The sequence below is a fragment of the Flavicella sp. genome, from assembly GCF_037132785.1.
In the GTDB taxonomy this organism is placed as follows: Bacteria; Bacteroidota; Bacteroidia; order Flavobacteriales; family Flavobacteriaceae; genus Flavicella.
Window position 1 is genome coordinate 1 of sequence record NZ_JBAHZZ010000121.1, and the last position, 9458, is coordinate 9458.

Genomic DNA, 9458 nt, shown 5'->3' on the forward strand with positions numbered 1-9458 from the left:
ATGGAAAAAACTTCAAAGAGTTACATGTGGTTATTATGCAACTAAAATCTTGGTTAAGAGCAATACCAACTCATGTAAGTAAATGGCATATACAAGCTTACTTTGATGAATTTTGTTTTAGAATTAATAGGTCACAATACAAAAAATCCATTTTTCATAAAACAATTCTTAGAATGGTACTACAAAAACCTAAATATCAAAAAAAAATAAAACAGACACTAGGCGTATAACTCAGAATAATAATTTGAAATGTTTTTTATTCAGTTAAGCAAACAATTGTAATTACGCACAAACAATCAAAGCAAAAGAATAAAATTAATTAAAAATTATTTTTTGTAATCCAGTGGATAACCTAAGTCCCATTTTTTATTAATCATTGAAAAATCAAATTCTAGTTTCGGATTATCTAATTCAATAAGGTTATCTCTCCATGCGCGTTGTAAAACATCTTCTATCATATAATCCTCTTGGACATTTACAGGGTCATATTTCTCTTTTAAGGACAATTTAAAAACATTTGCAGTAGTATTGTACCAAAACGCCTTCCATCCGCTTCTGTATTCTTTCACCAAGTCATAGGCTCTTTCTCCAGTTTCACGATACATTAACTTAATTAAAATCCTGCCTTCTGTACGTGTTAATTTTTTTAACTGAGGGGTAAATTCTTCTTCTAAATATTTTTGAGTTTTTTTCGTATACCGTTTCCTTTTACGACGGGAAGGTATACTATCAAGCTTTTCATTTAATTTAATTAATTCACCAGATGCAATTTTCGCATAAGGATATGCCTTTAGCACTTTTTTTCGAAACCAATAATAATAGCGTTTGTCTCTATAGGTTTTAAACTTTATTTTTGGCAGTAACTGAACCTCATCCAAATAAGTCATAAAACTGTCATCTGGATATAAGGTGTACCGACTTAGATCTAGAGAATCCTTGTCTTGAGCAAAACCAAGATTGGAAACAAATAACAAAATCAACAGATTTTTTTTCATGTTAAAACAAATAATACCACACCAAATTTATTGAAATAAATCTATATATTCAAACAAAAATTATGACTTACATTTTAAAGCCACCACTAACCCTCTCAAAACTCAAAACAGACAATACATATTGTTAAAACCTAACTTTGCACTGACAAAACTATTCAGTACTTTTGAAAAATTAACAAGATAGAAATACACTTATAGCATATGAGCAAAAAATCCATATTAAACAAAAATTCAATTGCGTTTTTAGAAAAATACTTAAATAACGCTTCCCCAACAGGATACGAAAGCGAAGGTCAAAAAATCTGGATGGATTATTTAAGACCTTTTGTAGATACTTTTATTACTGACACATACGGAACCGCTGTAGGTGTTATCAATCCTGATGCTAAATTTAAAGTAGTAATCGAAGGACATGCAGACGAAATTTCTTGGTATGTAAACTACATAACCCCAGAAGGATTGATTTATGTAATTCGAAATGGCGGAAGCGATCATATTATTGCTCCATCAAAAAGAGTTAACATCCACACTAAAAAAGGAATTGTAAAAGGAATTTTTGGTTGGCCTGCAATTCACACCAGACTCAAAGGAAAACAAGAAGACACTCCTAAAATTGAAAATATTTTTATTGATACTGGGTGTCAAACAAAAGAAGAAGTTGAAAAACTTGGTGTTCATGTTGGTTGTGTGATCACTTATCCAGATGAATTTATGATTCTTAACAAAAAGAACTTTGTTTGTAGAGCGCTTGATAATAGAATGGGTGGTTTTATGATTGCTGAAGTCGCCCGTTTATTAAAAGAAAACAAAAAAAAACTTCCGTTTGGTTTATACATTACAAATTCTGTTCAGGAAGAAATCGGACTAAGAGGTGCTGAAATGATATCCCAAACAATTAAACCAAATGTTGCTATTATTACTGATGTTTGTCACGACACAACAACTCCGATGATAGAGCAAAAAGTTGAAGGAGAAACAAAATGTGGTGCTGGACCAGTAATCTCATACGCTCCAGCAATTCAACATAATTTAAGGGAATTAATTATTGAAACTGCAGAAGAAAACAAAATCCCTTTCCAAAGACACGCATCATCACGTGCTACTGGAACTGATACCGATGCGTTTGCTTATAGCAACGGAGGTGTTCCCTCTGCCTTGATCTCTTTAGCTCTACGTTATATGCATACAACGGTAGAAATGGTTAGCAAAGACGATGTAGAAAATGTAATCAAATTAATTTATGAAAGTTTATTAAAAATTGAAGAGGGAGAAACCTTTAGTTATTTTAAATAAACCACACTTTTTAATTCAATTGTAAATAAACACAAAAGAGGTTACCTCTCCTAGGCAATCTCTTTTTTAGACTATGAATGAATATATAGAACTTTTAGACAAAAACAGTAAGCCCAACGGAAAACGCTGCCTAAAATCTATCGCACATAAAAACGGATACTATCATTCAAGTGTCCATATTTGGTTCTACACTAAAGACAAACAGGTATTGATCCAAAAAAGACACAAAACCAAAAACACCTTTCCAAACCTTTGGGATGTTTCTGTTGCGGGGCACATTTCCTATCAAGAAACCCCGATATATGCCGCTATAAGAGAAATTGAAGAAGAAATTGGTCTAAAAATAATTGACAAAGAATTAAGAAACATTGGTACAAGTCGACATAAACATATACACTCAACGGAATTAACAGATTATGAATTACATCACCTATATCTAGGTAAACTAGATATTAAAATTGAAAATTTAAAAATTCAAGAAGATGAGGTCGCCCAAATAAAATTAATCCCTATTGATGTTTTAAGGTTTGAATTAAAAAACAACAGAGACAGTTATGTTCCTCATGGATCGACCTACTACAACAGAATATTTGATGCAATCAAACAATTTACTTAAATACGTATTATGAAAAATACAATTGCAGAAAGAATTGCAGATTTTTTAAAAAATTACCCGCCTTTTAACTTACTCTCAAAGAAAAAACTTCAATCCATCGCAGAAGAAGTAGAAGTTCTTTATATAGAAAAAGGCAAATACATTTTCAGCAAAGAATCCAAACCCCATGATCACTTTTACATTGTAAACAAAGGAGCCGTTAAATTAACCTTAACGGAAGACCTGGAACAAAAAATAATAGACATCTGTGATGAAGGAGATATTTTTGGGTTACGCCCTTTAATGACACATGAAAACTACATACTCAATGCGGAAGCAAATGAAGAATCTATTATCTATGGAATTCCTATCAATATTTTCAAACCACTTTCCGAAAAAAATAAAAACGTAAAAAATTATTTAATTACTAGTTTTGCTTCCAATATTAAGGATCCATCAGTTTTAGAAGGAAGGGGAAATATTTCGTCCTATATCAAAAAGGAAACGAACAATGATTTATTCAATCTCCAAAACACCAAATTCACAAAAAACCCCATCACTTGTAAAGTAAGTACGAGTGTGAAAAAAATCGCTATTAGTATGCGAGACCAAAAAATCGGAGCAATCGTTGTAGCTAAAGATAAAAAACCTATAGGAATTATCACCAGTAAAGATTTACGAGACAAGGTTGCCACGGGAGACTATAAAATATCAAGCACTGCTGAAGAAATCATGTCGAGCCCTGTGATTACTTCTACAGAAAACATCACGATTCCCGAAGCACATATATCCATGCTAAAACATTCAGCAAGTCATATCTGCATTACAAAAGACGGAACACCAAATTCAAAACTTATTGGTATCTTGTCCTTACACGACCTTATAGTTTCCCTTGGAAACAATCCTTCTGTTTTAATCAAAGAAATAAATAGAGCTAAAAAATCAAAACACCTTAGGGACATAAGGGAAAAGGTTAATATTTTATTAAAAACCTATTTAGAACAAGAACTTCCCTTTCCACACATATTAAATATTATCTCAGAAATCAATACTGTAATAATCTGTAGGAGTATTGAACTTTGTCTTGAAAAAACAAAAAAACCACCACCTGTTAAATTTACATGGTTAGCTCTAGGAAGTCAAGGACGAAAAGAACAACTTCTAATGTCAGATCAAGATAACGCATTAATATTTGAAGATGTTCCTACAGATAAATTCAAAGAAACTCAAGATTATTTCATTTCACTTTCTATCAAGGTGGTTAAGTATCTAAACACTATTGGTTATGAATATTGCCCTGCCGACATGATGGCAAGTAACCCTAAATGGTGTACCTCTTTAAGTAAATGGAAAAATCAATTTGACGACTGGATTATCAATCCTGATGGAACAGGAATATTACTATCCTCTATCTTTTTTGATTACGAATATATCTATGGAGAAAAAGAATTATCGGACGAGCTAGAAAAAAGTCTCTTTAACACGATTAATCAACATAACTATTTTCTGTCAAAATTAGGAAAAGATGTGATAGAAAAACCTTCACCTGTTGGGTTTTTTAGACAGTTTATCGTTGAAACAAACGGAGACAAACAAGAAATTTTTAATATAAAAATTCGAGCATTAATGCCTTTGATTGATGCTGCTAGAATATTGCTTCTCTCTCATAGCATAAAAGGCAGCAACAACACCTTAAATAGATACAAAAAACTTGCAGAACTAGAACCTCAGAATGAAGAATTATACAATTCATGTGCAAGAGCTTTTAGAACGTTATTAAAATTCAAAACAGAACAAGGAATTTTAAATAATGATTCTGGTAAATTTATTAATTTAAAATCCTTGAGCAAAATGGAAAAACTAAAACTAAAGAGGGCTTTTAAGCCGATTAAAGAAATTCAGGAATTGCTAATTATTAGATTTAGTTTAAAACAAATGTTATAATATGAAGTTTCCGTTTTTTAAATTTCAGAAAAAAGACGATCCCGAATTTTGGAAAAGATATTGTTCTTATTTCAAAACCAAACAATCAAAAACAATAAAAGACACACGTTTTGTTGTATTTGACACCGAAACGACAGGTTTTGATTTTAACGAAGATCGTATTTTATGTATTGGAGCAGTTGCCGTAAAAGAAAATAAAATCCTAATAAAAGACAGTTTAGAAACCTATTTAAAACAAAGTGTTTTTAAAGCTGAGACCGTAAAAATTCACGGAATCTTAAAATCAGAAAAAGTTCAAAAACTAGAAGAAATAGAAGCTCTAATTCGGTTTTTAGACTATATTAAAGGCAGTGTACTTGTTGCGCATCATGCAGGATTTGACATCGGTATCATTAACAAAGCACTAAAACGACACAGCTTAGGAAAACTAAAAAATGATGTTCTTGATACGGGAATCCTTTTTAAAAGATCAAAACACATCGTAAATATAATTGACCCAAATAAAAACTATACACTTGACGAAATTGCCATTGAGCTAAAAATCACACCCAAAGATCGTCATACGGCTGCAGGAGATGCGTTTATCACTGCCTTGAGTTTTCTTAAAATACTGCCAAAACTTAATAAGAATGGTAAAATGAAATACAAAGATCTTTTTACCAATCCTATAAACTATTAAAGAAAAAAGCTTGAGTTTTCACCCAAGCTTTTTTTATCAAATTCTAGATTAATCTAGAACGTTTTTTATAATCTCTTCAATGATTTCTGGATTTAATAAAGTTGAAGTATCACCAAGATTTGAAGTATCTTTGCTTGCTATCTTTCTTAAAATCCTTCTCATTATTTTTCCTGATCTTGTTTTTGGTAATCCAGAAACAAATTGAATTTTGTCTAATTTCGCTATTGCACCAATCGTACTTGAGATCAATTGATTGATTTCTTTTCTTAATTGATCCTCAGGAATTGTTACACCATCAATTTGGGTTACATAGGCATACAAAGCATTTCCTTTTACATCATGTGGAACCCCAACAACTGCACATTCAACAACAGCTACATGCTCATCAATTGCGTTTTCAATAGGAGCTGTTCCTAAGTTGTGTCCAGAAACAATAACAACATCATCTACCCGACCGGTAATTCTATAATTCCCCATTGCATCTCTATAAGCACCATCTCCGGTAAAATACATTCCTTTATAAGCAGAGAAATAGGTGTCTTTATAGCGCTGATGATCTCCATAAATTGTTCTTGCCAAAGAGGGCCAGGGAGCTTTCATTGCCAATCTTCCTTCCGCAGGAGAACCTAATATTTCTTCACCATTATCATCCATCAAAGCTGGCTGAACACCTGGTAAAGGCATTGTAGCAAAAGTAGGTCTCAATGGTGTAATACCAGCCAATGCAGAAATCATTATTGCTCCTGTTTCTGTTTGCCACCAAGTATCTACTATAGGACAAGTTCCTTTACCTATATTATCATTGTACCAATGCCATGCATCTTCATTAATTGGTTCTCCAACAGAGCCTAATACTTTCAGACTTGACAAATCATATTTTTCAACCAAACTCAAAGGATGCTTTGCCAATGCCCTGATAGCGGTGGGAGCTGTATAAAAATGAGTGATTTTTAATTTTTCAATAATTTCCCAAAAACGCCCATAATCAGGATATGAAGGTATCCCCTCAAACATTACCGTAGTCGCTCCGGCCGCTAAAGGACCGTATATAATGTAGGAGTGCCCCGTAATCCATCCAATATCAGCAGTACACCAATAGATATCATTTTCTTCATACTGAAAAACATTTTGAAAAGTATAAGTTGACCCCACCATATATCCACCTGTGGTATGTACCATTCCTTTGGGTTTTCCCGTTGACCCAGAAGTATATAATATAAATAAGATATCTTCTGCATCCATTTCTTCAGCCTCACATTCGAAGTTTTCAACTTTTTGTAATTCATCAAACCAAAAGACATCTCTACCTTCCTTCATTTTAGTAGGTTCTACAGTTCTTCTATAAACAATTACTCTTTCTACTGAAGGAGTTTCTTCAAGGGCTTCATCACAAACGGCTTTTAAATTGATTGGTTTATTTCCTCTATACACCTCATTGGCCGTAATCAATATTTTACATTCTGAATCATTAATTCTACTTGACAATGCCGTTGATGAAAAACCTGCAAATACGATAGAGTGTACTGCTCCAATTCTAGCACAGGCCAACATTGCAACTGTCAATTCTGGAATCATAGGCATATACAAACACACCCTGTCACCTTTTGTGATTCCGTTATTTTTTAACACATTTGCAAAACGAGAAACTTTTACATACAATTGTCGGTAAGTAATATATCTTGACTCTTCATCTGGGTTATTTGGTTCCCAAATAATAGCTGTTTTATTACCTCTTTTTTCTAGATGTCTATCTAAACAATTTTCAGTAATATTCAACTTACCTCCTTCAAACCATTTTACTTGAGCATTTTCTTTATCATGCTCAAAAACTTTATTCCATTTTTTCCTCCATACAAACCCCTCTGCAATACCAGCCCAAAATTTATCAGGGTTCTCAATACTTTCAATATAATCTTCCTTATATTTTTTGTAAGAATGAATTTTCTCTACCATATTATATCTTTATTTATTTATTACCATTTCACTTTTAATAATCATGAGACTCGACAAATCCTAACGGTATTCTTATATTTCCAACTATTTATTGAACTTGTTTTGAATGAATTGGTGTAAATTTATAAACCAATACAGAAACTATAAATTTCACTACCATAGCGATAATACCGTATCCATACGAAACTATAACAATCGTAGATCAGCAATATTTTTGATGTTTTCTTTCCAGTATTCCTATATTTTAATCTTAGACATCTAGTTCACTTATTCGCATTTATTTAGACTCTAAGATAGAGTTTTAAAATTTAAATATCTAAAACTTACCTATAGCAAACTCTCTCCCCCCTTTTTTAACTCTAAAACTCCCCACCAAAACCAGCTAATTTGACACGTAAAAAACATTATTACCTCCATTACATAATTAAACGTGTAAACCACTTATAAAAAATATTTTTAAGTATTTTTGTAAATACAAACTTCACATGACATTTACTGAAACACTTCTTACCAGCTGGGATATCATTCTTTCATTTTTCACCATAGCAATTTTATATGCTTCAGTTGGCTTTGGAGGAGGCTCTAGTTATTTGGCTATTTTAGCCCTTGCTTCTCTTGAGTATATTGAAATTAGAGCAACATCACTCATATGCAATATCGTTGTGGTTTCTAATTCGTTTTTCCTCTATTATAAAGCAGGATACTATAACTTTAAGAAGGTATTACCTTTGGTATTAACAAGTATTCCATTAGCTTTTATCGGTGGCTACTTAAGAATTGAAGAAAAGTTCTTCTTTATTTTACTAAGTACAACATTACTAATAGCAGGAATTCTTATGCTTCTAAGAAAAAAGGAAATCAACAAAATTAATAGAAATCAACATACATCTCTTAAAAGTCTTGGTTTTGGAGGGTTTATCGGGTTTATATCTGGAATGGTCGGAATAGGGGGTGGTATTTTCTTAGCTCCATTATTACACTTGACGAACTGGGATACCTCAAAAAAAATCGCAGCTACTGCCAGTTTATTTATTTTAGTTAATTCTATCGCTGGTTTAAGTGGTCAATTGACCAATCCTGATTTTAGTATCAACACAACACTAACAATAATTCTTGGATGTACTGTTTTCTTAGGAGGTCAAATAGGCACAAGAATTGGAATTAAACTTATTAATCCAAATATATTAAAGAAAGCAACTGCTCTTCTAATACTTTACATTGCAATTAAAATAATACTCAAACACTTATAATACCCTTTTAACATTTAAATGACGTATTAAATTCGTTTCTTTTTCATCCATATTTCACACAAGAACAAAACCGTAGCGGAGCTATGCTTCTATTTTTATAGCTTATCTGAATAAAAAACATTTCAAATTATTAGTGAGCCATTTAAAAATAAAATTGGTGTAAAAGACAGATTTCTACAGTACAGAATCATAATGAAATATACTCTTTTCCACAAAACTCTTTAAAACAGGTAATATTTCACTTATAATTCAAGCCTATTTAGTCTAATACTACCTTTAAGGTTTCATTACTACTTAAATAAAAATATTCTGAGTTAGTCATTTAGTTTCTGTGTCTTAGTGTCCTTAAATATAACAGATATAGATGTTTTTCAAGGTCAAAATATACTGAGTTTTATAAAAGAACTACCAAATGATGAAGCTTGTAAGGCTTATTTAGCCAAAATAAAATGGTCTGAAGGTTTTATATGTAGTAAATGTTGTGGTACAAAAGGTTGTGAGAAATCAGGCTATAATTATCATTGTTATGGTTGTGATCATGTTGAAAGTGCAACTGCAAACACCTTATTTCATAAAGTAAAATTTGATTTACAAAAGGCTTTTTGTGTAGTTTTTGAAATGAGTACAACTAGCAAAAGTATTTCTAGTATTCAAATGGGAAAACGATTTAGTATTCGTCAAGGAACTGCTTGGTATTTTATGCAAAAAGTTCGTAAATCCATGGAAAGCAGTCAGAAATATCCACTATC

Annotated in this window: 8 protein-coding genes and 1 pseudogene; 7 read left to right on the forward strand and 2 right to left on the reverse strand. The window is 31.9% G+C overall.

Annotated features, from left to right (window positions below; all coding sequences use genetic code 11):
• Window positions 1-230 (forward strand): annotated as a pseudogene (locus tag V5787_RS08150) (IS1595 family transposase); the annotation flags it as partial.
• 96 nt (window positions 231-326) lie between these two features.
• Here the strand turns inward: V5787_RS08150 and V5787_RS08155 are convergent.
• On the reverse strand, window positions 327-995 hold the full coding sequence (locus V5787_RS08155; protein WP_336892752.1) for a DUF4294 domain-containing protein: 669 nt from the start codon (window positions 993-995) through the stop codon (window positions 327-329).
• A gap of 201 nt (window positions 996-1196) precedes the next feature.
• Here V5787_RS08155 and V5787_RS08160 point away from each other — a divergent pair, with 201 nt between their 5' ends.
• The 4 genes from V5787_RS08160 (at window position 1197) to V5787_RS08175 (ending at window position 5506) form a co-directional block, all read left to right on the forward strand.
• A complete protein-coding gene (locus V5787_RS08160) occupies window positions 1197-2288 on the forward strand; it encodes a M42 family metallopeptidase (protein WP_336892753.1) in 1092 nt (363 codons plus the stop codon).
• A 73-nt stretch (window positions 2289-2361) separates the two neighbouring features.
• The gene (locus V5787_RS08165; protein ID WP_336892754.1) at window positions 2362-2904 is read left to right on the forward strand and encodes an NUDIX domain-containing protein; all 543 of its coding nucleotides are present in this window, start codon (window positions 2362-2364) and stop codon (window positions 2902-2904) included.
• A 9-nt stretch (window positions 2905-2913) separates the two neighbouring features.
• Complete coding sequence (locus V5787_RS08170) at window positions 2914-4827, forward strand: DUF294 nucleotidyltransferase-like domain-containing protein (protein ID WP_336892755.1); 1914 nt, start codon at window positions 2914-2916, stop codon at window positions 4825-4827.
• Window position 4828: 1 nt separating this feature from the next.
• Window positions 4829-5506 (forward strand): 3'-5' exonuclease, encoded by a 678-nt coding sequence (locus V5787_RS08175; protein WP_336892756.1) that lies wholly within the window; start codon window positions 4829-4831, stop codon window positions 5504-5506.
• Between the two features lie 48 nt (window positions 5507-5554).
• On the opposite strand, the gene acs is transcribed toward V5787_RS08175, so the two are convergent.
• The gene (gene acs / locus V5787_RS08180) at window positions 5555-7459 is read right to left on the reverse strand and encodes an acetate--CoA ligase (RefSeq protein ID WP_336892757.1); all 1905 of its coding nucleotides are present in this window, start codon (window positions 7457-7459) and stop codon (window positions 5555-5557) included.
• Between the two features lie 485 nt (window positions 7460-7944).
• Here acs and V5787_RS08185 point away from each other — a divergent pair, with 485 nt between their 5' ends.
• Together V5787_RS08185 and V5787_RS08190 are read left to right on the forward strand one after the other, a co-directional pair.
• Window positions 7945-8709: a sulfite exporter TauE/SafE family protein gene (locus V5787_RS08185; protein ID WP_336892758.1), complete on the forward strand. Its 765-nt coding sequence runs from the start codon at window positions 7945-7947 to the stop codon at window positions 8707-8709.
• Between the two features lie 360 nt (window positions 8710-9069).
• A partial coding sequence (locus V5787_RS08190; RefSeq protein ID WP_336892759.1) for an IS1595 family transposase occupies window positions 9070-9458 on the forward strand: 389 nt, incomplete at its 3' end.

Coding starts and splice junctions, on each gene's coding strand:
- V5787_RS08185 (WP_336892758.1), top strand. CDS start 7,945: ATGACATTTACTGAAACACTTCTTACCAGCTGGGATATCATTCTTTCA.
- V5787_RS08155 (WP_336892752.1), bottom strand. CDS start 995: ATGAAAAAAAATCTGTTGATTTTGTTATTTGTTTCCAATCTTGGTTTT.
- V5787_RS08175 (WP_336892756.1), top strand. CDS start 4,829: ATGAAGTTTCCGTTTTTTAAATTTCAGAAAAAAGACGATCCCGAATTT.
- V5787_RS08160 (WP_336892753.1), top strand. CDS start 1,197: ATGAGCAAAAAATCCATATTAAACAAAAATTCAATTGCGTTTTTAGAA.
- acs (WP_336892757.1), bottom strand. CDS start 7,459: ATGGTAGAGAAAATTCATTCTTACAAAAAATATAAGGAAGATTATATT.
- V5787_RS08170 (WP_336892755.1), top strand. CDS start 2,914: ATGAAAAATACAATTGCAGAAAGAATTGCAGATTTTTTAAAAAATTAC.
- V5787_RS08165 (WP_336892754.1), top strand. CDS start 2,362: ATGAATGAATATATAGAACTTTTAGACAAAAACAGTAAGCCCAACGGA.